Below are 22,851 nucleotides of genomic sequence, written 5' to 3'. Positions count from 1 at the left end.
GCTTGGAGTCACCCCAAACATTAGGAGTCAACCATGGCTGAGAAACGCCACTACGAAGGCACTGTAACCCGCGACCAGCTCAAAGCAGCTGTTGAAGCGCTGGGATTGAACCCAGAGAACACCGTGTCGATCAACATGACAGCAGACCGGATCCGCGTCATCGAATACGTGCGCGACGAGAACGGCGCCCGGATCATCAACGAAGCATTCGAAGGCTTCGACCGCCGTTGCTACACCCTCAAAGTCAAGTAACCACCCCACTAAACATCAGGAGTCAAACCGTGTCAGAGAACATCGAACCAAACAGCGAACTCGACCTCGACGAGTGGCTGGCCATGGGCGAACGCACCGTCCACAACGTCAACCTCTACGCACGCTTCGACCTCATCGCCGAGATCGATGCTCTCAACGCACAACGCGTACCCGTCGATACCGAGCCCGAAGGCGACGAAGCACTGGGCGGAAACAACAACCCGAATGCCGCACTTGATGCGGAAATCGACGCGCTAAAAATGCGCATCCACGCATCCAAGAAAATCTTCCGCGTCACCTCACTGAACAACAGCGAAATTGATGCGATCCGCGAAGCAGTACTCACCGAATGCTCCAAGGAAATCGACAAGGCCGCGGAACTCGGAAAGCGTGAAGCGCTCAAATCCGCTGCACGCATGGAAATCAAAAACCCTGCCGACGTGAACGCATCCGTCCGCCTGGGGGTAAACGAGTTCACCAAGAAGGTCATTGAACGCGAACTACGCCTACGCATGATCGCGCAATCAACCTCCATCATGAACAAGGGCACGCTTGTCGACCTCACCCTCGACCAGACCCGCACCCTGTACGAGAAACTCGGCGAAGCGCAAATGCGCCTACTTGCCGACGCTTCCGCACGTGCTACCCAAGATATTCCAGTGGTGACCGTCCCAAAATCGTAGATGCCCTCGGAACCCCGCGCTGGACCCACCTGCTCGACCTGGTGGAAACAGCGCGGGACTGCCGCATACCCGTCACCGTACTACTGGGCGTACGCGAAGACGACGGGAAGTACTGCGACCAAGACAAAATCATGCAGATCGCATACACGAAATACCTGAAAACCATATGCAGTGGTTGTGGGCTGCCCGCACACGTCACCCGCGGTGACAACAACGTCGGCAGGTTCGAAGTCCACGACGACGCGATCTGCCACGTCTGTGAAGAACTCGAAACGTTCACATCCAACAAGCACCGCAACACGTGGCCGGGACAAAAGATCTACCTGAAAGACACTCACGTCGGACAGGCATAACTAAATAGGCGGTGTCACCTTTGGCTGTAAAAGACCTCCGAGTCATTGTCGGCGCTGAGATCGGTTCATTCCTCAAGGACATGGACCGGGTATCCGCCAAAGCGAAAGAGACGGCCAAGAAAACCGAGGAAGCCGGCACAAAAGCTGAATCGGGTATCGGCCGCCTTACAGCAGTAGCGAAAACGCACGAAAAATCATGGGATCAAGTATCTAAAACCATGGTTGGTGCAGGTCTGCTGATCACCGGTGGACTCGCCTTGTCTGGCAAGGCGGCCATGGATTGGCAGTCCCAGTTCGCTGGTGTTCGCAAGACCATTGATGACACCGAGGAAGGGTACACGGAGCTCTCAGACGGGCTTCGCGACCTCGCCAAAGAACTGCCCTCCACGCATGCGGAGATCGCTGGTGTGGCGGAAGCTGCCGGCCAGCTGGGTGTTGCTCGTGATGATGTTCTTGGGTTCACGGACACCATGATTGATTTGAGCGAAACAACGAACCTGACCGCCGAAGACGCGGCAACGAACATCGCCCAGATTTCCAACGTGATGGGCACGATGGAACGTGAAGGTTCCAAAGGCGTGGAACGGTTCGGCTCCACCCTGGTCGCACTAGGTAACGACGGCGCGTCAACCGAAGCTGAGATCCTTTCGATGGCTCAGCGTATCGCCGGTGCTGGTGCGTCGTTGAACGCTTCCGAAGCCGACGTACTCGCCCTGTCCAACACTCTCGCATCCATGGGCGTGCGTGCTGAGCTCGGTGGCGGCGTAGCAACTCGTGTCCTACTCAAAATGCGTACCGCTGTTGATGAGGGCGGCGAATCCGTACAGGCATTCGCAGACGTTGCTGGAACCTCCGCTGACGAGTTCGCGGCCAAGTTCCGCAGCTCACCAATGGAAGCCCTGCAGCTCGTCGCCGAGGGTATCGCCCGCACCAACGACGCTGGCGGCAACCTCACTGCCACGCTCAAGGACATGGGCATCAAGGGCACCGAGGAAATGCAAGTCATGCTTGCCCTCGCGAACTCCGGTGACCTGCTCACCGAATCGCTGGAACTCGGTTCCAAGGCGTGGGAAGAAAACAGTGCTCTAGCCGACGAAGCCGCGCAACGCTACGCGACCGCTGAATCCAAGGTCAAGGTAGCTTGGAACAATATCAAGGACGCTGGCATCGACGCAGGCGCAAGCCTTCTCCCAGTCATTGCCAGCCTGGCCGATGGTGTTGCCGACCTAGTGGGCTGGTTCACCGACCTGCCCGAGCCTGCTCAAACCGCGCTCACCGTCCTAGCAAGCCTCGTTGGTGTTGGCGCGCTGGTAGCTGGTGCGTTCATGAAGATCGCACCAAACATCATCAGCACCGTCACCGGTCTACGTGATCTGCGCGCAGCAGCACGACGCGCCGAAGGTCCGATGACCCAGCTCGAAACTCGCACACGAAAGGTGGGTGGCGCAGCACGGACCGCGGCGGCAGGACTGTTAGCCCTAGCAACTGTCGGCCCAATGATCGGCTCAATGGTTTCCTCCGGAGACCTAGCCAACATCGACAACCTCAACGCCCTACTACTCGGCACTAGTTCGGCTGGACAAGACCTCGAAAGCATTTTCACCGGTAAAGGTAACTTCTTCAACGGGCTTGATGTTGACGGGTTAGGTGAAGCGTTCCGAATCATCGGCGACCCTTCAATCAGTGACAGCGTCGACCAGACCATTTCGAAGATTTTGACGCTCGGTTCCCGCGGATCCAGCAACATGGAGTTCGTTACCAAGAACTTCGAACAGCTGGACTCCGTCCTCACTGGGATGGTCAAGTCCGGTAACACCGAACAAGCAGCGGACACTTACGAGATTCTCGCGGCAAAGGCCGAAGAAGCAGGCGTGCCAGTGGAGAAGCTTGCCGAGATTTTCCCTCAGTACGCTGCCGCGCTGCGTTTAGCTGACGCTGAGTCGAAGAATGCTGCTAAGGGTGCTGACGGCACGGCCACCGCATATGAGAACGCTGCGAAGGCTGCAAAGGAAGCCGCTGACGCTGTAGACGACTGGTACGACTCACTCGTCAACGCTGGCATGGTGCAACTCAACGAGAACGAGGCACTACGGGCACTCGAAGAATCATTCGACAAGGCTAACGAAACCATCACCAAAAACGGTAAGACGTTAGACGAGACGACAGAGAAGGGTCGCGAAAACGGTCGCGCTCTCGATGCCGTAGTTGAAGCAACCTACAGAAGCATGGAAGCACAGCGAGAGAACGGCGCAAGCACAGCCGAACTCTCCGAAACCATGCGAAAAGGCCGGGAACAGTACATCAAGAACGCCGAAGCGGCGGGAATGAACGCAGACGAAGCGAAACGTCTTGCAGATGAACTGAACCTGATACCTGGTTCCGTGTATGTCCAGTTCAACTCGAACACTGATTCCTTGGCGCGAAAGCTCACTGAGATTCACGAACTAGTCCAGTCCACACCGGATGGAAAAGTTCAGATCACGGAGAACAGCCCGGAGGTACGTCGGGCGTTGGAGGCGTTGGGCTACATCATCACCGAAATGCCTGATGGGCGTATCGAAGTATCCGAAACCGGCACAGATGAAGCTGGCAACAAGATCGACGAGACTGCAGCCAAAAAGCGGATCGCGAAGATCACCGCTGAGGCAATCACCGGCGCCGCGGAAGAGCAACTCCGAAACGCTGCACGCAACCGGTACTCCACCATCAACGTCAAAACGCTGTACACCTCCGAGGGCGCATCAACGGTGCACCGAGGCGGATCCGGTGGACTCACCAACAACTCTCGTGGCGGACATTTCAGTCTTCCTGGTTACAAGGACGGAGGACAGCTACCTCGCACAGGGTTGGGCACTGACATGATCCTCGGTGTCACTTCGGACGGGCGACCTGCCGCGAACTTGGACGACGAAGAGTGGATCATCCGAGCCACCTCCGCCAACAAATACAACCGTGTACTCGGCGCCATCAACGCCGACGACCCCAGCGTGCAACACCTCGCCAGTTACGCCGGCGGGGGACAAGCGGGCGGATACGCAGCAAACACAGGATCAGCGGGCTCAATGATCAGCATCGGCGACATTATTGTGCACGGTGCTGGTGATCCTGAGCGAGCAGCACAAGCCGTCGAAGACCGTATCACAAGCAAACTAGCGAAGGTGGGGATGCGCATTGGGTGAGCTAGTCACACTAGACGGATTCCCACTCTCAGGGACGAGCCGGGAAGGGATCTGGAAAATCAACAGCCTGCCCGGGTGGAACCAACGCCCAGCAGTGAAACGCAACAGCGAACCACGCACCGCCGGCGACGGAAGCCACAAAACCCCCGTGTACTACGAGAACAGACTGGTCACCATAAACGGCCGGCTGTTCACGAAGAACCACGAGTACCTCCACCAGGCCGAGGGCATCTTGAACGCTCTCGGCCACCGTGGGGGAGCGAAGCTGTTGGTCGAAGGGCACGGCCCGACACAGTGGGCTACGGTCGACCCGCGAGGCACACCGGAGTTCACCGCAGTAACCGGAACGTTCCTCCAATTCCAAATCCCGCTCGAAGCGATTGATCCGTTTAAGTATGGCGAGTCGTACGAGATTACTGGTTCGGGGTCTAGTTATCCGTCGTTGTTCCATCGTGGGACTGTTCCTGCGTGGCCTGTGGTCACTGTGACTGGTTCTGGTTCGTACACGTTGAATATCAACGGTTTGGTATCGGTGACGCAGCCTCTCGTATCTGGCGTTGCTCACACCATTGACTACCGGACTGGGATTCTCCGGGCCGGCGGTTCGGTGGTTCGGGGTGGTTTCTCCACAGCGAATTTTCAACCGATCAAGCCGGGGTTGGCTCAGACCATGTGGATCACCGGTAACGCAAACGTCACCGTCCGCTACAACGACACCTACATCTAAGGAGGCCGTATGCCTGGTTATCGGGTGTGGAGTGTTTCTAGCAAGACGTGGGCTGACCGGGTGGAATTGAAACCGGAATTCTCACCATGGGAGCGGGGCTTCAATCACGGTTTCGGCGGAAAAACCAAACTGATCTTGTCTGATCCTGATGTGGCAGCGGTTGCGGGTCTGAACGATTCGTATCCTGGGCAGCGTGGCATCGTCGTGGATTATGACAATGTCGTGGTCTATACGGGGATAATTTGGGAAGCGGACTATGACCGTGACTCGCAAACCTTGGATCTAACTCACGAGGATATTTGGTCGCTCTGGGATGCACGCCTAATCAGCGAGGTCCGCGACGAGAACATCACCAACTGGGAGAAAACTTATTCTGGGTTGGAATACGACACCATTATCAAGCGGATCATCCAACTCGCAGTAGCTGGTTCGGATCGAAGCGTGCCGATGGTCTACGAGGACGACTACACGGGCGGACGATCCCGTACCTACAACGGCTACAACATGGACACCGCACTGAGCGCCATGGAAGAGATCATGGATCTTTCAGACGGTCCAGATGTTGACTTCCGCCCAGAGTGGGACGGCGCTGGCGGTGTCCGCTTCACCCTGCGTACTGGTGACCTGTCGCTGAACAAGATCGAAGTGAACTTCTCGGCTGTCGATTGTCCGGCTGAGGGTTTGTGGATCAAAACCAACGCACGCGACGTAGCGACACAGATGTTTGCGGTCGGTGAAGGTTCCGGCAAGAAGACCGCTAAGAGCCCTGGCATGCTTGTCCGAGAATCGCAATCGTCGAATATTGCGGATTATCCGGCGTTGGAACGTGTGGAGCAGTTCAAGAACATCAAGAAGGGTCCTGAGCTTTACGATCAAGCGGCTTCCTCATTGGTGGCTACCAATGGGGCTGTGCGGCAGGCGGGGTTCAGGCTCAAACTTGACTCCCCAATCCTCGGAAACTTGTGGGAACTACGCCCTGGAACGATCATCAACTGGTACATCCGCGATGACCCGTACTTCACCGATGGTTGGCGTGAGTGGCAGGTGCTCAAATATTCCGGTGACATTACGAGCGATTTCGTAGACATCGAGTTCCAACCGAAGGGAGGTTAGCGTGGCACGTCGGGTAGACCTCACCGGGGAGAACATCACCCGGAAGAACCGAAAAGAACGCAACTACGGCACCAAAACTGACCTTGCTTCGACCACTGTGGAGCGCGGTTCAACTCATTGGACAACTGGTTCCACGGTTTATGTGGATGGTTTGTTGGCGGTTGCGGGCACTGCCACAGTTTCGGGTGTCCTATCAGTGACGGGCACGTTGAACGCGTCGGGGCAGATCAATTTGTCTGGTTCAACATCTGTTACTGGCCCGATGGAAATTTCAGGGACGACCACAATCACGGGGTCAACAAACATCCTGGGCGAACTGAACGTCACCGGGCCCACCACGTTGGACGGCATCCTTGACATCGGTGGCGACACTACGATCACCGGTTTGCTCGCTGTTGACGGGCCCACGACTATCTCCGGGACGCTAGATATTCAGGGACGCACGACGGTCAAGAACGATCTGGAACTTCTCACTGGTGGAGTGCTCAAAGCTGGCGTCACGAAGATCGAACCGAACGGGAAAGCAACGTTTGGTGATGTAGTCATCGATCCGAACAGCATCTACATGATCCAAGCACCGGGCGGGAATATGGTGTCAGGAAGCGGAGGCGACAGTATTGCCTTGTCATCGTCCACGAGTTCATCGGTTGCTCTGGACAGTACTGGAGCCACTCTGGACTTCTTAGGTACCTCGACAGTCAAAGCGCGTGCAAATGGAATCGACCTCACCGCAACAAAGATATGGGTGCGTGGTGAGCTTGAATCGACTCAGGCTGCCCGGTTCCCTCAGATCTTCATCGGCTCAGCCAGCGAGATAACTAATCAGCGCCTACGAATTAGCGGGTTGCCGAGCATCCAAGGCGTACAGTCGAATGTTTATTTCAACCCTGCGAATGGACTGTTCTTCCACATCACCTAGTTCTCGGGCTATTCAGTTTCCAGGGCGTCACAATAACGTTGGTCAGCGGCCGACTCCATAGTTTCGTTCAATTCTTTCGTATCAGAAAGATCCATGGGCTTATCGCTTTCGCAATAGTCGTGAAGTGCCTCGATTGCTTTTTCTTTTTTGGGAGCTACTGGAAGCGCATATGCATTTGAACGGGAGGCAACGTGGTTTGCAAATTGTTCCTCCACCGCTTCAATTGCGACCTGTGAATGCTCGGCTCCGCTCTCATCTAACGCGCTGCTGGATTCGGCTACTTCCGCGGTTGCCGCTGTCGGTTGAACTGCAACGTTCTGAGTTGATTCAGAAGCCCCACATCCGGCCAACGCGAGAGCGGATACAGCAATCAGGGCAATAAGTTTTGGGCGCATAACACAAACATTAATCTAAGGAGCCGACAAATGGCGGAACTCAGTGGTCAAGATCCCGTAACAAAGCTAGAAGCAGAGAATGTCGAGCTGAGGCAAAAGGTGTTCATCGGTGAATCAATCATCGAAGAACTCAGGCAAGCATTATCGTCTTCGCAAGTCGCGCAAGCGAAAGCAAACGCGCTGCTCAAACTCGCTAACCAACCCACCGCATAGACGGTGGGTTTTCTAGTTAAGGAGGCACGATGCCGATAGTTACGGGGAATGTTTTTGACCTGCGAAGCCTACCCATGCCGGGCGCGGTCCCGAATATCATCTTCCATCTTGAGCCGGTCACCAACGTTACGGCTACTGGCAGTGGCAAGGGCAACGTTTATCCGACGACCGCGTATCCGGTGGTCCCGGATTCTTCGGGTGCGTTCCAAGTGAACCTCACTGCCACTTCCGGATTCCACGCAGACGCTTGGTACGACGTGGAACTGGTCTGGAACACCCCGGCTGGAACACTCCGTGACCGAACACTACGCGTCAAAGTGCCCGGAGGTGGGCCTCACAACATCGGCGATCTCATCGACCAAAGCGCAGGTGTCGGCGGCGCGAACCAGCTCCTCGTCTGGGTCTCAGAGATACCGCCAGTTTCAGAAGCAAAAGGCCAGTGGTGGTTCAAGCCATCAACCAACGACCTCTACCGATGGGAATAGACCATGACATGGAGTTTGATTAGCAACCTTGCAGGCGGGCCCGGCCCAGTGGGTCCAGCTGGCCCGGACTGGTTCAAGGGTACTCTGACGACCACGAGCAACCTTGACACGATCGCTAACGGCATGTGGCTGGTCCCGTCCCCAGCTGTTGCTGATGCCCTGAACTTACCGGTCAGTAGTGTCGGCTTCCTTGAAACAGCAAAGTCCGGGGCTCTCGGTATTCGCGAGTTCACCACGTGGGGTGCTGTTGGCACGACTCAGGTCAGCCGGCGCACCTCGTCCGGCTGGCAAGAGTGGGCACCGAAGGCACTCGGCCCGATCCGGTTGCGCACCGCGACTCACGGCACGATGGTGTGGGATGCGTTGCCTGACGGCTGGTATTTCAATGACCAGGCGCAGCTGCAGTCGGTATGGAATCTGCCGGTGCAGGTCGGCGATATTCGCAAGGGCTCACATCCTGCTGGGTACGGGTACGCCGAAATGAAAGAGTGGGCACAGCCAAACCGCGAATGGATCAACCGGCGCACCACCAACGGTTGGCAGGGCTGGGAACCTAAACCGGGTGGTGGCGGTGGCGACGGCGTCACCATTGGTGTCCTGATCGCGCAGCAGAACATGGACGTTCTCGAGGACGGCTGGTGGGAAGCACCGAACAACGGTGTCGCCCAGTCCCTCGGCTTCCCGGGAAACCTGCAAGGATTCCTGCTCCAGTCGGGCAATAACCGCCAGTACACGAACAGCAAGGGCGTCTTCACTCAAACGAAGAACACTTCAGGCGTGTGGGGTGTTTGGAGCCAAGCCGGTGTAGTGGACGGATATACCCCGTTACAGCCACCTACAGGTTTGCCGTGGTTGCAGGAGGACGCACCTGGTTCGTCGGTGACGTTCATCGACCAGGATCACCATGGCCAAGGGTATGCGATCAACACGCAGAACTGGCCGGGAGCGACCACCGCATGGGTGCTGCACCAGTACTCCAACGCACGTTCGGCGATGATTATTGACAACTGCCGGTCTCAGCCGTCGATCCAGATCAACAACACCCAGAACTCGTCTATCACCCCGGACTACAAGGGTGACGGAGATTTCTTCATGCTCGGACCTTGGGACGACGCAGGGAATTACTCACGTTGGTTCCGGCTCACTAACGAGCTTGAGTTCATGAACGACACCCGTAAAACCCCATCGTTCAATCAGGTGTGGGGAACCGGGGACATTCTGGAATTCAAGCTCAACGGTGTTGTCGTCGCCAAGATCAAGCGCAACGGCCACTTCGTCACTGCGTCACCGAACGGTGCGCTCTGGGAAATTCTAGTGTCAGACACCGGCGTCCTGTCCACAGTGGCCGCCTGAGATCGTCACTCGTCAATTGGCGCCAATGTGGAGGGCGTATTTTTTATGCCCTCCGCAAGGGTGTCTAATCATCACTCAACTTTTATAGGAGCTGCCATGCCCGGATGGCTGACTGAAGCTGTCATCGTCCAAGCCATAACCACCCTCGGCATCGTCCTGGGAGCACTTATTACAGTCGGGCTCCCGCTTCGAAAGAAGCTGACCGTGATCGGCAAGGACGCGAAGGAAGCACGCGAGCAGGTGAAGAACAGCCATGACACCAACCTCCGCGAAGAAGGGGACGAACGGCATGAGGCGACGATGGGCCTACTCAAAGAGCTCGGCCGTGACGTGCGTGGTCTACGCGAGGACCACTACGAGACTCGCAAGGACATCGGCATGCTGCATGCGGAGGATCGGGCAGGCCGGCGTGAGACCCAAGCGCTTCGGCAGGAGTTCTCCGACCACACAAAGCAAACCGAGAACTGGACTCCGATGCTCCGCGACTTGCACGATCAGTACTCCAACAAGCCACCTGCCGAATAACCCAATCTGAACATCAAGCCCGAGACCAACCTGGTCCGGGCTTTTCTTATGCCCTCGAAAGGACTGCGCTGTGACTCTTATTAGATTTTTCCGGACGCGCCCCACAGCGGATGGTACTCGCACCCCTGCTAGTGGGACGTTGCGGTTTACTCCGACGCGTGAGCGTGTGGTGGTGGGTGATCCGGATGAATTGATTTTGCCGGTTGGCTTCCCGGTTGAAATCCCGAAAGATTCGGGGCGTGCCGATGTGGAACTTGCACCGACTGGCAACGGTTGGGTGTGGGAGGTTTATTCGCATGGGTTCGGAGTATCGCCCGAATATGCATACGTGGCCGTTCCTGAGCCGTTGCCGGATCCAAATGCGCCGGGTGAGTTTTTGCCGGTTGATTACCCGGATTTGGTTCATGTGGATAGGGCGACGCTTGATCCGGTAGCCGCACCCGATCCTTTATGGTGGGCGGAGTTGGAAGCCGGTAAGGCGCTGGCTGGCGATGTGGAAGCGGCGCGGGTTGACGCGGAGGGTTCCGCGACTAGTGCCGCGCAGTCTGCCGACGATTCTTTCGCGTCGGCTAGCGGGTCGGCGGGGTCGGCTTTGTCGGCTTCCGAAAGCGCGTTATTGGCGGGGGAGTCTGCCGGACTGGCGAACACTTCCGCAGTATCGGCGGGTTCGGCTAAGGATGCCGCGGAAGTTGCGCGTGATGCTACGGTTGCCGCCGCGGGTGGCTCTGAATTGTCCGCGCAGTCTGCCGCCGATGCCGCGACGGCTTCCGCACAGTCTGCCGCCGACGCAGTAGCCGCCGCGGAGGATGTAGTAACCCGCGCCAATAACGGCGAATTCGACGGGCAGGACGGCGACCCTGGCGCGCCCGGCAACCCTACCGCTTTCGAGCTACGTGGCGTCGGCTCACCACTGGGTGTCGTGACCGCACCACCGGGAACTTATTACACCGACACCGCTGGCACGGCGGGCGCGTGGCGGTGGCTCAAGAAATCCGGCACCGGGAACACGGGGTGGGAGGTCATTGAGGGAGACACAGGGGTTCGCCGGTATCGCACAGAGGACATGCTTAACGGCTGGGCAGGATACGGCGCGCCGTCATTCAGTTTCAAAGTTCAGCGCGTGAGAAACAAGGTAACAATTGGCGGGTACTTCAACGCGTCCGGCGCAATTTCCCCCACTGCTCTACAGCTACCTATCGGATTCCGACCAAGAAATTCAGGCGACGCTTTCCCGTTGTGCGACACGCTAGGAATCCCGCAGCGATTATTCAGTATCAGCGCAGGAAACCTGGTTCACAATGGCCAAATTTTCGCGGCGAACTGCCTTATTGTTCCAGTCACTTTCACGACGGGCGACCCTTGGCCGACAACATTTCCCGGAATCCCTAACTAGGAGCATCAATGAACCTGCGTGAACTGACAGACGAAGCACTCGACGCGCTCCGCACCGACGTAGCCATCGAACAAGAACGGCGGCAAGCACAAGCCACCATCCCCGACCAAATCCGCGAACTCACCGCCAAATACATCGACGGCGGCGGAAACGCAGAAGACCTCCCATAACCAAGGACTAGCAAGCGCTGGCCCTCTCTATACCCATTTGGTTACTTGTATTGGAAACATCCAAATTAGGGCCTGGGTGCTTGCATCGTATGATTTGTTGAATGACAGAAATGAACCGAGAACAGCGCATTGAGGCGCACCGCAAAAGAACCATAGCGTGGTTAAGTCAAAAAGCCCCTAATGGAATGGCTTGCCCAGTGTGCTCCACGATGTCATGGAACATTGGCGAAATGGTGGAACTACGCCCATTCCAAGGCGGGGCATTCATAATTGGCGGAGAATCCGGAACCTATCCGGCAATGCAGGTAGTTTGCAACAATTGCGCGTACACGATGCTGATCAATGCAGTATCGTCTGGCATCCTCGAACAGAACGATTACGCCACGGGCGGGCCTGAGAATGGCTGACATTGGCGGTTCCGCAGGAACACATATTCAGTTTCAACAAGACCATAACCTGAGCGTACCGAAGGAGAGTGTTACTTTGATGCGTACAAGAGATTGGGAACGTATCAAAACCCAGATCAAGGGATTGAAAGAAACGGAGAAAGGCTTTTCTGCATTCGCGTACGCTGCTCTTGGCATCTTCATTTCAGGTGGTCTCGGGCTACTCGCCTGGCTACCAGCTGCTCGCGTTTTACCAGTCGAACTGAAATTAGAGTTTGCTTGGATAACCCCGGCATTCATTGGTGCTTCGGTTGTGGGACTTGGCATTGCAATCTCATGCTGGATTGCGGCGTACGTTGTTGCCAAGGCGAAAGAGACATCCGTTGATTCAATCGTGTCGGAAATGGAAAGTATCATCGAAAACTAAAATAAGCACAACAAATTAGCCACTCTTCGGAGTGGCTTTTCTTATGCCCAGACGCAAACGGTGTCTGGGTTTTTCTATGCCCGAAAGGTGGACATGTGAAAGAGCAGCTAGTCGCGAGCGCCGCCCAGACGTATCGCGGTATCAGCCGGTGTACGTCGATCACGGTCCATGAGACCGCAAACGCTGACCGCGGCGCGAATGCTCAAGCCCACGCCGATCTCCAGTCATCCGGGAACGTGCGCCAAGCATCCTGGCACATTCAAGTCGATGGCACCGAGGCGATCCGCTCCTACCCGGACACCGCGCAATGCTGGCACGCAGGACCAGGGGCCGCGGACAGTATCGCAGTGGAGATCTGTGTCAACAGTGACGGCGACTACGAGCAAGCCTTCCGCAACGCCGCCGAAGAAGTCCGCAAGCTACGCATAGATCACGGGCTCACCCGGGACGACGTCGTGGACCACACGCACTGGACAGGCAAAGACTGCCCGGCCCAGATGCGCGCCACCAACCGCTGGCAAGAATTTCTCAACCTCACAGACCCGAAAGGAACCCCACCCATGAGCAGCACAATGATCAGCCCCTTCGAAGGACGACTTACTCAGAACCACGAACGCAGCGGTGGCTACAAAGGCCACGCTGGCACTGATATCGCACCACCACGCCCAGGCCAGACCGGCAAGCCTGTCTATGCCTCGTTCGCTGGAACGATCAAGAAGCTTCACCGCACCGCGAAGCACGGCAACCGGTCCAGTACTTGGGCGCCGTATAAGACCGGCAACGGCGGCCTGGTCGCTAACCCTGACGGTGAAGGCAACGGCTACAACCACATGATGCCGCTCTCGTCCTTGAAGGTCGGCGACTGGGTGAACGCCGGTGACCTCATTGGCTACAACGACTCCTCGGGTAACCAGTCGGGTCCGCACACGCACTTCGAATTGTGGGAGGACTGGGAGGATCCAAACTCGCACTACGACCCGCAGCTGGCGTTCAAGAAGTTCGGTGTGAAGCCGGGTTCCAAGCCGTCGAAGACTTCGGGCAAGCCGTCCACCCCGGCCAGCGGCAACACGAAGGAAGACAATATTGCGATCGCGAAGGCCCTGAACCTTTTGGGCTACGACGCAGGATACCCCGACGGTGTAGACGGCCCGATGTTGAAGGGCGCGGTGGAGGCGTTCCAGCGTGACCACGGCCTCTACCCAGACCAAGAGTGGGGCCCCGTCACTCAAGCCAAGTATGAAGCTCTTGGCCGTCCGAAGAAGCCAATCAAGCCCACCGCCTCGAAGCCTTCGAAGACATACCGAAACCTGCAGAACGGTTCCACCGGTGCGGACGTAGGACGGGTGCAGAGTGCGCTGCGCTCCGAGGGGTACACCAAGCAGATCGTGGACAACGACTTTGGCGACCAGACCGAAGCGAACGTGCGCGACTTCCAACGCCGCACCGGACTTGTCCAGGACGGCATCGCCGCAGAAATTACCCAGAAACGACTAGGACTCTAATTATGTTCACCCTCTCATTCTGGAAGGGCGCTGCTGAGCGTCTGACCAAAACTTTCGTTCAATCGTTCATTGCAACACTGGTAGCGTCGATTGGTGCAGCGGTGTCTGCATGGGACGTGCCGTGGGAAGCCGTACTCCCGACAGCTCTTGGCGTTGGCCTGTTGTCTGCGATCCTTTCGTTGGCAACGAGCCTTGGTAATGCGGATTTCACCGCTGGAAAATCCGTCACCGTAAAACTTGATGCTGACGAATTCGCGGAAACTGTGAAAGAACGACTAAAACAAAGCGAAATCACCCAGCGCATTGTTGTCCACGGACCAGCCAAAATCCCTGACGAAGAGCCAGGCAAGCACGAAGCACAGTAGGACCGTGTGTGAGATGATCAGAGCATGAAGCTTTGGCCATGGAGCAAATCCCGTGAGGAAACTCTACAAGGACCCCCGCTCCCAACAACTGTGATCATGCCTGATGGTGAGACCGTTGAAGGCAAGTGGACCGCCACCAATGAGTGTGCGATCCACGGAGCCATCACCTTGCACTAAGCGAAAGACCGCCCCATCCTCAAAACGAGGGTGGGGCGGTCTTTCGCATTTAAGGCAAGCGTCAATCCAGCGTAAGATTCGCCTTATGGAAGTAAAAGTAACTTACGAGCAAGACGGCGAAATTGGTTCCGTCGCGGTCCATGGCAACGTTTATGAGACAGCCAGGGATGAAGCTTTCAGTATGGTTCCCGAAGGTGCGCAGCGAACCAGTATTCGGGTTGATCGGGGCGAGTAGTGCCTTGTGGCGGTTTTGTGGCGGTTGGCTCCCGGCACGAGCCGATTTAGGCCTGTTTTGGACTGTATTGGAATAGTGAGAACAAACCCACTAACACGGTCGAACGCCTTATAAACATTGGGGAGGACGCGCTTTGGAGCGTTCATCCCCGGAACTGCGGGAAAATACGCACGCTAAATCTAGCGCGTGTTCAATGGCCCGCAACCGACTCGGTTGCGGGCCATTGGCTTAACTACCAATAACGCTTCGCGATTCGATAAGCTGGAGTGGCAGCAAACACCCAAAGCAGAAGAGGAAGCACATGTCGGGTTCGGATATTGCAGGGCTGATCGCAGCCGGCGTCTTTGCCATTTTGGTGGCATTGTTGGCGGTGCCAATCATCAAGTTGGGCAAGGTGTTTGACGAGCTTCGCAACTCCATCAAGGACCTCTCGGAGGGGACGACCCCGCTGATTGGCGAGGTGGCCAACACCGTCGCCACGACCAATGACCAGCTCAAGAGGGTCGACGCGATCACCTCGAACGTTTCCGATGCGAGCGCCAACGTCTCCGCGCTGTCCTCCTTGGTGGCAGCCACCGTGGGCAAGCCACTGATCAAGATCACCGCATTCACCTCGGGTGTGCAGGCAGCGATCAATGCGAACACCAGCGGCAAGGGCCGCCGCAGCCGTTAGGGGAGACTAGAATGAAAAAGCTTTTGTGGGTTGTTATCGGCGTGGGCCTCGGTGTCCTCGCCACCAAGAAATACACCGAAGTATCCTCCGGGGCGGCACTGAACCGTCAGGTCGGCAAGTACGCCGACCGCATCTCAGAGGTAGTGGGAGCATTCCGCGAAGGAATGAACTCCCGCGAAGTAGAATTACGTTCCGCCTTGGGCGTGGACACCGCTAAGTGAAGGGATCATCCGTAACACGATGAAAACGCAGGAAATTGCACGCCGCTGGGTCGACTTCTTCGTCGCGAAGGGGCACACAGCGGTACCCAGCGCCTCGCTGGTCTCATCGGACCCGTCGCTGTTGTTCACGGTGGCCGGCATGGTCCCATTCATCCCTTACCTGACCGCTCAGGAGGAGGCGCCCTACACGCGCGCCACTTCGGTGCAGAAATGCATCCGCACCGGCGACATCGAAGAGGTCGGCAAGACCTCACGCCACGGCACCTTCTTCCAGATGTGCGGCAACTTCTCCTTCGGCGATTACTTCAAGCGCGACGCGATCCACTTCGCGTGGGAGCTGCTCACCGGTTCGCTGGAAGACGGCGGCTACGGTCTTGACAAGGATCGCTTGTGGGTCACCGTCTACGAGGACGGCGAAGAAAAAGACACCGAAGCGCGCCGCATTTGGGAAGACGAGATCGGCATGCCTTCGGAGCGCGTGGTAGGCACCGGCAAGGAAGACAACTACTGGAACACCGGCCAGCCCGGCCCCGGCGGTCCCTGCTCGGAAATCTACTACGACCGCGGCCCGGCCTACGGTCTGGATGGCGGCCCGGCCGTCGACGAAACCCGTTTTGTCGAAATCTGGAACCTGGTCTTCATGCAGTACCGGCTCTCCGCGGTACGCTCCAAGACCGACTTCGATGTGGCGGGCGAACTGCCCAAGCGCAACATCGATACCGGCCTGGGCCTGGAACGCCTGGCAATGATCTTGCAGGGCGTCGAAAACATGTACGAGACCGATCAGGTGCGTCCGGTGCTCGACAAGGCCGCGGAACTTGCCGGCATCGTTTACACCTCCACCGAGGACCCGGCAGATCCAAACCACGCGAACGACGTGCGCCTGCGCATGATCGCGGACCACATCCGCTCCTCGCTGATGCTGATCTCCGATGGCGTCACCCCGGGCAACGAAGGCCGCGGCTACGTGCTGCGCCGGCTGATCCGCCGTGCGGTGCGCGCCATGCGCCTGATGGGTGTGGACACGCAGGTCCTTCCGGAGCTGATGCCGGTCTCCCGCGACGCGATGAAGGGTGTCTACCCGATCGTCGCCGAGGATTTCGAGCGCATCGCACGCATCGCCTACGCCGAAGAGCGCGCCTTCAGCCGCACCATCGCCTCGGGCACCATCCGGCTGGACGATGCACTGAAGTCAGCCAAGGCCGAGGGCGCAGACCTCTCCGGGGATGACGCTTTCACCTTGCATGACACCTTCGGCTTCCCCATCGACCTGACCTTGGAGATCGCTTCCGAGGCAGGCCTTGCGGTTGACGAGAAGCGTTTCCGCGAACTGATGACCGAGCAGCGCACCCGCGCCCAAAAGGACGCCAAGGCCAAAAAGGGCGGACACGCTGACCTGACCGTCTTCAACCAGCTGGCGCAGTCCGGCAAGGTCAACTTCACCGGCTACGACACGCTGGTGGGCGAATCGAAGATCCGCGGCATCGTTTCCAACGGAGCGTTGGTGAACTTCGCCGAGCAGGGCCAAGAAATTGAGCTCGTGCTCGACGAGACCCCGTTTTACGCCGAAGCAGGCGGCCAGGCTGGCGATATCGGGCTGATCACCGGCGACGGCTTCGTCCTCGAGGTCACCGACGTGCAGGCCCCGGTGAAGGGCCTGAACGTGCACAAGGTGATCGTGCGCGAAGGTGAACTTCCCACAGACGCGCTGGTGCGCACCCAGGTGGATGCGATCCGCCGCCACTCCGGTGAACAGGCCCACTCGGCCACTCATCTGGTGCACGCCGCTTTGCGCGAACTGCTCGGGGAGACCGCCACCCAGGCCGGTTCCTTCAACAAGGCCGGATACCTGCGCTTTGACTTCTCCTGGGCCGAGGCGCTCTCCGCTGCCGCCCGCGCCGAGGTCGAAGAGGTCGTGAACCTGGCGATCGCCTCGAACCACCAGGTGATCACGAACGAGATGGCCATTGCCGAGGCGCAGCAGCTGGGCGCGATGAGCCTCTTCGGCGAAAAGTACGGCAACGCCGTGCGCGTGGTGGAGATGAACGGCGCCTGGTCGCGCGAGCTGTGCGGTGGCACCCACGTGCCATCCACCTCCCGCATCGGGCAGCTCACCTTGCTCTCCGAGGCATCGGTGGGTTCGGGCAACCGACGCGTCGAAGCGCTGGTGGGCATGGAGGCGTTCCGCCACGGGGCTGCCGAGCGTGCGCTGGTCTCCGAGCTGTCGGGACTATTCCGCGTGCCCTCCAACCAGGTCTCCGAGCGTGTGAATGACACGGTTGCGAAGCTGAAGGCCGCTGAGAAGCAGATCGCGGAGCTCAAGAGCGCCGCGATGCTCGCCCAGTCGGCTAGCCTGCTGGAAAAAGTGCAGAGCATCGGGAACACCCGGTTGCTGGCACACAACGCCGGTGAGATCGATTCGGCCGACGCGCTGCGCACCATGGCGCTGGATCTGCGTGGCAAGCTCGGAGCGCAGGCCGCGGTGATCGTGCTGATCGGTGTGTCGAACTCCCGTCCGCTGGTGCTCGCGGTGACCAACGAGGAGGCGCGCGCCAACGGCTTCAAGGCCGGCGCGCTGGTGCGCACCGCCACCGGAGTGCTCGGCGGCGGCGGCGGCGGCAAGGACGATATGGCCCAAGGTGGCGGAGCAGACGCCTCGAAGATCGAGGACGCGCTGGCCGCAATTCGGGCGGCCCTTGCCAATGGCTAAGATTGCGTTCGGCGTCGACGTGGGCCTGGCCCGCGTCGGCGTCGCGGTCTCGGACCCATCGGGCATCCTGGCCACCCCGGTGATGACCTTGCGCCGCGATGCGAAGAAGAACTCGGATCGGCGCCTGCTATTGCGCATGATTGTTGACCGCGAGGTCTCCGAGGTCTTCATCGGGGAACCTAAATCCCTGGCCGGAAACTCCACGGAATCCACAAAAATGGCTCGTGACTACGCGATAGCCTTGGCCGAAGAGGCAAATGCGGCTAGCATCGAGGTTGAGATTTTCTTGGTCGACGAGCGATTAAGCACGGTCAGTGCGCACCGCTCGTTGCACGCCTCGGGGCGCCGCATGCAAGATCATCGTCAGGTCGTCGACCAGGCGGCCGCCATAGAAATCCTGCAACAGGTGCTTGAAATGCGACGTAATGGTGTCCGCGTTCAAGCCAGCCGCATCGTGTTGAAATAACAGCACGCCGCGAGAATCCACAGGGAGAGTTGATGCGAGAAGAAGCCCGCCGCGAACGGCAGCGTAAAACACATCGCGAGCTTTACGCACGTTTTGCAGCCGGCGAGCCGCAAGGCCTCGCAACCCCTGCTACCCCGGAACTGACCGGTGGGCAGCTTTTCAGTGGTGCGGATTCGGCGGAGTCCGAACCGCACCATGAGCCGCTGCCCGCCGAATATCCCGAAGCGCAGCCCGAGCCCTTGCACGCAGCTGCTCCCGCCGCCGGCGCGGTGAAGGCCCGCAAGAAGCGCAGCAAACGCCGCCGCAATCTGGTGATGCTTGCAACCTTTTTGATCTTCGCGCTAGTGCTCGCCGGATCCTTTTACTTCATCCGTTCGCTGGTCAAGCAGTTCAACCCGGACGACTACCCGGGCCCGGGCGGTCAGGCCGTCGAATTCACCGTTGAAGACGGTTGGGGACCGGCATTGATTTCGCGCAAACTCGAAGAGCTCGACGTGGTGGCCAGCGACAAGCTGTTCATGGACGCGCTGGCCGACTCGGATGCGGAAAATCTGGTCATCCACCCCGGGACCTATCCGCTGAAACTGCAGATGCCGGCCGCGGAAGCAACCGAGGTATTGGTCGACAATCGTCCGGATAAGGTCTTCTACATTGGGCTGCAGGCCAATATGCGGCTGCCGGCCTCATTGGCCGAGATCGCTAAGGGATCCGGCATCACCGAGAAGAAGCTGGGCGAACTGGCGAACCAGCCAGAGAAGTTCGGCCTGCCCGAATCGGTGAAGAACCTCGAAGGATGGCTGCACCCCGGAGAGTACCGTTTTGCTCTGGATACCAGCGCCGAGAAGGTGCTGAGCAACATGGTGGACTCCACCAAGGACGCACTGGCCGAGGCCGGGATCACCGACCTGGACGAAGGCTACAAGGCGTTGAAGATCGCCTCCATTTTGCAGGCAGAAGCCACGCCGAAGGACTATGAGATCGTCTCCGGCGCCATTCAGAACCGCCTGGATCCGGCCAACGTCGAAACCCATGGCCTGCTGCAGACCGACTCCACGGTGATCTACGGGCTGAACCGCTATTCGCTGCAGTTCACCAAGGAGGAGAAGCGGGACGCGAGCAACGTGTACAACACCTATGTGCACCGTGGCCTGCCGCCCACCCCGATCGGCTCCCCGGCAACCTCGGCGATCAAGGCGGCGGCGAACCCGCAAGACAATGGCTTCTACTACTGGGTGACCGTCAATACGCAGAGCGGCGAGACGAAGTTCACCTCGAACTACGACGAACACCTGCGCAACCAGAATGAATTCCGCGCCTGGTGCGACGCAAACTCGGAGATCTGCAAGTGAGGCACGCCGGCGTTCTCGGCAAACCCATCAAGCATTCCAAATCACCGCTGCTGCATCGGGCGGCCTATGAGCTGCTCGGTGTCGACATCGACTATCAAGCCATCGAGCTTGATCCCTCCCAGGTGACGGAGCATGCGGCGAAGCTGCGCGCCGGAGGGTGGGCAGGATGCTCGGTCACCATGCCGTTGAAGGATTCCTTCGTCCCGCTGATGGACGAGGTTTCCGCGCGGGTGGCGCGCTTGGGCGCGTTGAACACCATCGTAGTGCGGGCCGACGGCACGCTCTTTGGGCAGAACACCGACGTGGATGGCATCGTGCTGGCGTTGGCCGACGCGCAGCTGCGCCAGGCGTCAAGCGCCACCGTGCTCGGCGCCGGAAATACGGCGCTGGCAGCCATCGAAGCCGTCGCTGAACTTGGCGTCGAAGAGCTCAAATTGGTGGTGCGCGATGCCACCCGTGCGCAGCGGGCCACCGCGCTGGCCGATCAGCTGGGCATGAATGTGCAGCTGATCCAGGTTCAGGACCTCGGACCCGGAGGAATTGAAGCGGACCGGTTGGTGATCAGCACCTTGCCGCCGCGCGCCGCCGATAGCTGGGTGGAGAAACTTGGCCGCGGCCGAGGCCTGCTGCTGGATGTCGCCTACGACCCGTGGCCGAGCAAACTAGCTAATTCTTGGGCCGGCACGGTGATCTCCGGGCTTCATATGCTGGTGCATCAGGCGGTGGAACAAGCCCGTTATTTCAGCGCTGCGGACTTCGACACGCAAACCCGCGAAGACGTCACAAATGCGATGTATCGCTCACTGGGGCTTCATCGACGCGGTTAAAGCGGGGATGTCATGGCAAAATGGAATCCATGTTGCGTTGGTTGACGGCGGGCGAATCACACGGCCCGGCACTAGTTGGAATTCTTGAAGGCCTACCCGCCGGAGTCTCGGTGGACAGCGAAGCGGTGCGCGATGCACTGGCTCGGCGGCGTCTGGGCTACGGCCGAGGCGCGCGCATGAAATTTGAAAAGGACCAGGTTACCTTCCTCGGTGGCGTGCGCCACGGCAAGACCCAGGGCGGCCCGGTGGCCATCGAAATCGGAAACACCGAGTGGCCCAAGTGGGAACGCGTGATGAACGCGGACCCGGTAGACCTGGACGAACTGGCCTCCATGGCGCGTAATGCGCCGCTGACCCGTCCGCGTCCCGGACACGCAGATTTCACCGGCATGCAGAAGTACGGTTTCGACGATGCCCGTCCGGTGCTCGAACGCGCCAGCGCCCGCGAAACCGCGGCCCGCGTAGCCCTCGGCTCGGTAGCGCAGGCCTTCCTGGCCGAGCTTGGCATCGATCTTGTCTCGCATACCACCGCCATCGGCGCCGTCGCGGCGCCCATCGATGCACCGCTGCCAAGCCTGGCGGACGTGCAGGCGTTGGACGCGGATCCGCTGCGTTGCTTCCACGCGCAGACTTCGGCGGCCATGGTCGCAGAGGTTGACGACGCGCATAAGGCGGGGGAGACCCTGGGCGGCGTCGTCGAGGTGCTCGCCTACAACCTGCCTCCGGGCATCGGCTCCTACGTGCACTGGGACCGCCGCTTGGACTCCCGGCTGGCCGGCGCGCTGATGGGCATTCAGGCAATTAAGGGTGTTGAGGTCGGGGACGGCTTCCTCACCGCGGCCCGACGCGGTTCGGCCGCCCACGACGCGATCGTGCCGGCCACCACGGGCGGAATCAAGCGTGAAACCAATCGGGCCGGCGGCATCGAAGGCGGCATGAGCATCGGCGAGGTGCTGCGCGTGCGTGCGGCCATGAAGCCGATCGCCACAGTGCCCCGCGCGCTGGCCACCATCGACACTGCCACCGGCGAAGAAACCACCGCGCACCACCAGCGTTCGGATGTTTGCGCGGTGCCGGCCGCCGGTGTCGTGGCCGAAGCGATGGTCGCACTGGTACTTGCCCAGTCGCTGTTGGAAAAGTTCGGCGGCGACTCGGTAGCCGAAACCAAGCGCAATATCGAAAGCTACCTGGCGAGCATTCCCGCCAATCTAGGTTCGACCGGAGTCTAGCCGGCAGATGATTTACCTCATTGGGCCGATGGCCAGCGGCAAGTCAACGGTGGGCAAGTCGCTGGCCAAGGCACTGGGCACCGATTTCGCCGATACTGACGCGCACATCGTAGCCGCCCATGGTTCGATTCCGCAGATCTTTGCCGCACACGACGAAGCATACTTCCGCGATCTGGAGGTCCAAGCGCTGGCCGAACTGCAGGCCGGGGTGATCGCCACCGGCGGTGGGGCGGTGCTGCGCGAAGAAAACCGGGCGGTGCTGCGCGGGGGAACCGTGATCTTCTTGGCGATGAACCTTGCTACCGCCAAACGCCGCCTCGCCGGGGATACGAACCGCCCGCTGCTCGCCGGTGATCAAACACTCACCACGTGGACCAAGCTCTACGAGGCCCGACACGATATTTATAAAACCCTTGCTGATCTGACCTTACAGGTCGACAATCTAAGCGTTGCGCAGCTTGTCGAAGCCATTGAGAGCCATGTGATTCACACCACGAGATAGCGAATCACGGTACGCTCCCGCG

At 59.0% G+C, this 22,851-nt stretch carries 27 protein-coding genes; 25 read left to right on the top strand and 2 right to left on the bottom strand.

Annotated features, from left to right (window positions below; all coding sequences use genetic code 11):
• Nucleotides 1-33 precede the first annotated feature (33 nt).
• Nucleotides 34-252: a hypothetical protein gene (locus LG294_RS09000; RefSeq protein ID WP_404291551.1), complete on the top strand. Its 219-nt coding sequence runs from the start codon at nucleotides 34-36 to the stop codon at nucleotides 250-252.
• A 29-nt stretch (nucleotides 253-281) separates the two neighbouring features.
• Nucleotides 282-935: a hypothetical protein gene (locus LG294_RS08995; RefSeq protein ID WP_404291549.1), complete on the top strand. Its 654-nt coding sequence runs from the start codon at nucleotides 282-284 to the stop codon at nucleotides 933-935.
• Between the two features lie 80 nt (nucleotides 936-1,015).
• On the opposite strand, the gene LG294_RS08990 is transcribed toward LG294_RS08995, so the two are convergent.
• Nucleotides 1,016-1,273, bottom strand: coding sequence for a hypothetical protein (locus tag LG294_RS08990; protein WP_404291547.1), 258 nt, complete (start codon nucleotides 1,271-1,273; stop codon nucleotides 1,016-1,018).
• Between the two features lie 35 nt (nucleotides 1,274-1,308).
• On the opposite strand from LG294_RS08990, the gene LG294_RS08985 reads away from it, so the two are divergent.
• The 4 genes from LG294_RS08985 to LG294_RS08970 all read left to right on the top strand — a co-directional run bounded on the left by LG294_RS08985 (nucleotide 1,309) and on the right by LG294_RS08970 (nucleotide 7,226).
• Nucleotides 1,309-4,467, top strand: a complete 3,159-nt coding sequence (locus tag LG294_RS08985) for a phage tail tape measure protein (RefSeq protein ID WP_404291545.1) — start codon at nucleotides 1,309-1,311, stop codon at nucleotides 4,465-4,467.
• Between the two features lie 94 nt (nucleotides 4,468-4,561).
• Nucleotides 4,562-5,194: a hypothetical protein gene (locus LG294_RS08980; protein ID WP_404291543.1), complete on the top strand. Its 633-nt coding sequence runs from the start codon at nucleotides 4,562-4,564 to the stop codon at nucleotides 5,192-5,194.
• A 135-nt stretch (nucleotides 5,195-5,329) separates the two neighbouring features.
• Nucleotides 5,330-6,307 (top strand): hypothetical protein, encoded by a 978-nt coding sequence (locus LG294_RS08975; RefSeq protein WP_404291541.1) that lies wholly within the window; start codon nucleotides 5,330-5,332, stop codon nucleotides 6,305-6,307.
• Nucleotide 6,308: 1 nt separating this feature from the next.
• Entirely contained in the window at nucleotides 6,309-7,226 is a 918-nt protein-coding gene (locus LG294_RS08970; RefSeq protein ID WP_404291539.1) for a hypothetical protein, read from the top strand.
• An 8-nt stretch (nucleotides 7,227-7,234) separates the two neighbouring features.
• Here the strand turns inward: LG294_RS08970 and LG294_RS08965 are convergent, their stop codons facing one another.
• The gene (locus LG294_RS08965) at nucleotides 7,235-7,621 is read right to left on the bottom strand and encodes a hypothetical protein (protein WP_404291537.1); all 387 of its coding nucleotides are present in this window, start codon (nucleotides 7,619-7,621) and stop codon (nucleotides 7,235-7,237) included.
• A gap of 30 nt (nucleotides 7,622-7,651) precedes the next feature.
• Between LG294_RS08965 and LG294_RS08960 the strand changes: the two genes are divergently transcribed.
• The 19 genes from LG294_RS08960 (at nucleotide 7,652) to LG294_RS08870 (ending at nucleotide 22,829) form a co-directional block, all read left to right on the top strand.
• Complete coding sequence (locus LG294_RS08960) at nucleotides 7,652-7,834, top strand: hypothetical protein (protein ID WP_404291535.1); 183 nt, start codon at nucleotides 7,652-7,654, stop codon at nucleotides 7,832-7,834.
• Nucleotides 7,835-7,863: 29 nt separating this feature from the next.
• Nucleotides 7,864-8,319: a hypothetical protein gene (locus tag LG294_RS08955; RefSeq protein WP_404291533.1), complete on the top strand. Its 456-nt coding sequence runs from the start codon at nucleotides 7,864-7,866 to the stop codon at nucleotides 8,317-8,319.
• A gap of 3 nt (nucleotides 8,320-8,322) precedes the next feature.
• Nucleotides 8,323-9,672: a pyocin knob domain-containing protein gene (locus LG294_RS08950; protein WP_404291531.1), complete on the top strand. Its 1,350-nt coding sequence runs from the start codon at nucleotides 8,323-8,325 to the stop codon at nucleotides 9,670-9,672.
• A 96-nt stretch (nucleotides 9,673-9,768) separates the two neighbouring features.
• Nucleotides 9,769-10,197 carry a hypothetical protein gene (locus LG294_RS08945; RefSeq protein WP_404291529.1) on the top strand — a complete coding sequence of 143 codons (429 nt, stop codon included), beginning with the start codon at nucleotides 9,769-9,771 and terminating at the stop codon, nucleotides 10,195-10,197.
• A 172-nt stretch (nucleotides 10,198-10,369) separates the two neighbouring features.
• Nucleotides 10,370-11,590: a hypothetical protein gene (locus tag LG294_RS08940; protein ID WP_404291527.1), complete on the top strand. Its 1,221-nt coding sequence runs from the start codon at nucleotides 10,370-10,372 to the stop codon at nucleotides 11,588-11,590.
• Nucleotides 11,591-11,598: 8 nt separating this feature from the next.
• A complete protein-coding gene (locus LG294_RS08935; protein ID WP_404291525.1) occupies nucleotides 11,599-11,760 on the top strand; it encodes a hypothetical protein in 162 nt (53 codons plus the stop codon).
• 209 nt (nucleotides 11,761-11,969) lie between these two features.
• Nucleotides 11,970-12,167, top strand: coding sequence for a hypothetical protein (locus LG294_RS08930; RefSeq protein ID WP_404291523.1), 198 nt, complete (start codon nucleotides 11,970-11,972; stop codon nucleotides 12,165-12,167).
• Nucleotides 12,160-12,573, top strand: a complete 414-nt coding sequence (locus tag LG294_RS08925; RefSeq protein WP_404291521.1) for a hypothetical protein — start codon at nucleotides 12,160-12,162, stop codon at nucleotides 12,571-12,573. The genes LG294_RS08930 and LG294_RS08925 overlap by 8 nt, the downstream gene beginning before the upstream one ends.
• A gap of 95 nt (nucleotides 12,574-12,668) precedes the next feature.
• Nucleotides 12,669-14,075 (top strand): peptidoglycan-binding protein, encoded by a 1,407-nt coding sequence (locus tag LG294_RS08920; protein WP_404291519.1) that lies wholly within the window; start codon nucleotides 12,669-12,671, stop codon nucleotides 14,073-14,075.
• A gap of 2 nt (nucleotides 14,076-14,077) precedes the next feature.
• The gene (locus LG294_RS08915) at nucleotides 14,078-14,440 is read left to right on the top strand and encodes a holin (RefSeq protein ID WP_404291517.1); all 363 of its coding nucleotides are present in this window, start codon (nucleotides 14,078-14,080) and stop codon (nucleotides 14,438-14,440) included.
• Nucleotides 14,441-14,702: 262 nt separating this feature from the next.
• A complete protein-coding gene (locus LG294_RS08910; protein ID WP_404291515.1) occupies nucleotides 14,703-14,852 on the top strand; it encodes a hypothetical protein in 150 nt (49 codons plus the stop codon).
• Nucleotides 14,853-15,153: 301 nt separating this feature from the next.
• Entirely contained in the window at nucleotides 15,154-15,525 is a 372-nt protein-coding gene (locus LG294_RS08905; RefSeq protein WP_404291513.1) for a DUF948 domain-containing protein, read from the top strand.
• An 11-nt stretch (nucleotides 15,526-15,536) separates the two neighbouring features.
• Nucleotides 15,537-15,746, top strand: coding sequence for a hypothetical protein (locus tag LG294_RS08900; RefSeq protein WP_404291511.1), 210 nt, complete (start codon nucleotides 15,537-15,539; stop codon nucleotides 15,744-15,746).
• Between the two features lie 19 nt (nucleotides 15,747-15,765).
• Nucleotides 15,766-18,456: an alanine--tRNA ligase gene (gene alaS, locus LG294_RS08895; RefSeq protein ID WP_404291509.1), complete on the top strand. Its 2,691-nt coding sequence runs from the start codon at nucleotides 15,766-15,768 to the stop codon at nucleotides 18,454-18,456.
• Nucleotides 18,449-18,922 carry a Holliday junction resolvase RuvX gene (gene ruvX, locus LG294_RS08890; protein ID WP_404291507.1) on the top strand — a complete coding sequence of 158 codons (474 nt, stop codon included), beginning with the start codon at nucleotides 18,449-18,451 and terminating at the stop codon, nucleotides 18,920-18,922. Before alaS ends, ruvX begins: the two co-directional genes overlap by 8 nt.
• Before the next feature lie 32 nt (nucleotides 18,923-18,954).
• Complete coding sequence (gene mltG, locus LG294_RS08885) at nucleotides 18,955-20,271, top strand: endolytic transglycosylase MltG (protein ID WP_404291505.1); 1,317 nt, start codon at nucleotides 18,955-18,957, stop codon at nucleotides 20,269-20,271.
• Nucleotides 20,241-21,098, top strand: a complete 858-nt coding sequence (locus LG294_RS08880) for a shikimate dehydrogenase family protein (protein WP_404291503.1) — start codon at nucleotides 20,241-20,243, stop codon at nucleotides 21,096-21,098. The genes mltG and LG294_RS08880 overlap by 31 nt, the downstream gene beginning before the upstream one ends.
• A gap of 29 nt (nucleotides 21,099-21,127) precedes the next feature.
• On the top strand, nucleotides 21,128-22,327 hold the full coding sequence (aroC, locus tag LG294_RS08875; RefSeq protein WP_404291501.1) for a chorismate synthase: 1,200 nt from the start codon (nucleotides 21,128-21,130) through the stop codon (nucleotides 22,325-22,327).
• Nucleotides 22,328-22,334: 7 nt separating this feature from the next.
• Nucleotides 22,335-22,829 carry a shikimate kinase gene (locus LG294_RS08870; protein ID WP_404291499.1) on the top strand — a complete coding sequence of 165 codons (495 nt, stop codon included), beginning with the start codon at nucleotides 22,335-22,337 and terminating at the stop codon, nucleotides 22,827-22,829.
• Nucleotides 22,830-22,851: the final 22 nt, after the last annotated feature.

Source organism: Glutamicibacter arilaitensis (assembly GCF_044793945.1).
In the GTDB taxonomy this organism is placed as follows: Bacteria; Actinomycetota; Actinomycetes; order Actinomycetales; family Micrococcaceae; genus Glutamicibacter; species Glutamicibacter arilaitensis_B.
The sequence above is the reverse complement of the archived record's forward strand: the minus strand, read 5'-3'. Positions and strand labels throughout refer to the sequence as shown.